The following is a 1002-nucleotide window of genomic DNA, read 5'->3' on the forward strand; positions in this document are numbered from 1 at the left end:
TGAATCGCCCCGGGTTTCCTAGACGGTCCCGTTCTTCAAAAAATACTGCCGCTCGAACTCTACCGGCGAGAGCTGGTTGGTGAAACCGTGGCGTCGCCGTGGGTTGTAGAAGAGCTCGATGTAATCGAAAACATCGGAGCGAGCCTGCGCCCGATCCGTGTAGATCTTTCGCTTGATCCGCTCGCGCTTGAGCAGCTGGAAGAAGCTTTCCGCTACCGCGTTATCGTGGCAGTTGCCACGCCGGCTCATGCTCGGCACCAGTCGGTGCGACTTCAGGAAGTCTTGCCAGTCGTGGCTGCTGAACTGGCTACCCTGATCTGAATGCACCAGCACCTGCTCAGTCGGTTTGCGCCGCCACACCGCCATCAGCAAGGCGTTCAACGCCAGTTCCTTGGTCATCCGTTCGCCCATCGACCAACCGACGACCTGACGGGAGAACAGATCGAGCACCGCGCACAGGTACAGCCACCCCTCGTGGGTTCGGATGTAAGTGATATCGGTCACCCAGCTCTTGTTCGGCGCTGTCGGGGCAAACTGGCGCTCGAGCAGATTCGGCGCAACCACCGCCGGCCGCCCACCGTAGCGACCGGGGCGGCGTCCATAGCCGGTGTGCGAGCGCAGGCCCGCCAAGCGCATCAGCCGCGCCACGCGATGCTTGCCACACGCTTCGCCCATGTCGTGCAGATCGTTACGGATCTTGCGATAGCCATAGATACGCCCGCTGGCCTCCCAGCATTGCGTAATCAGCGCTCCGATGCGCTGGTCATTAGCCGAGCGCTCGGAAACGGGTTGCTGCTTCCACGCGTAATAACCGCTCGGATGGACCGCCAGCGTCGAACACAGGCGACGCACCGGATACTGCACCACGTGGGCGTCGATGAAGGCGTACCTCACCCGGACTGCTTGGCAAAGTACGCGGCGGCCTTTTTTAGGATGTCGCGCTCCTCGGTCACGCGCCGCAACTCCGCCTTCAGGCGCCGAATCTCGTCCGCCTGGCTGTCG

At 62.2% G+C, this 1002-nt stretch carries 1 pseudogene; it reads right to left on the minus strand.

The features are described 5' to 3' along the window. Positions 1-18 precede the first annotated feature (18 nt). Positions 19-1002: pseudogene (locus tag C664_RS20030) on the minus strand (IS3 family transposase); the annotation flags it as partial.

Origin of the sequence: Thauera sp. 63, from assembly GCF_000310165.2 — a bacterium.
Classification (GTDB): domain Bacteria; phylum Pseudomonadota; class Gammaproteobacteria; order Burkholderiales; family Rhodocyclaceae; genus Thauera; species Thauera humireducens.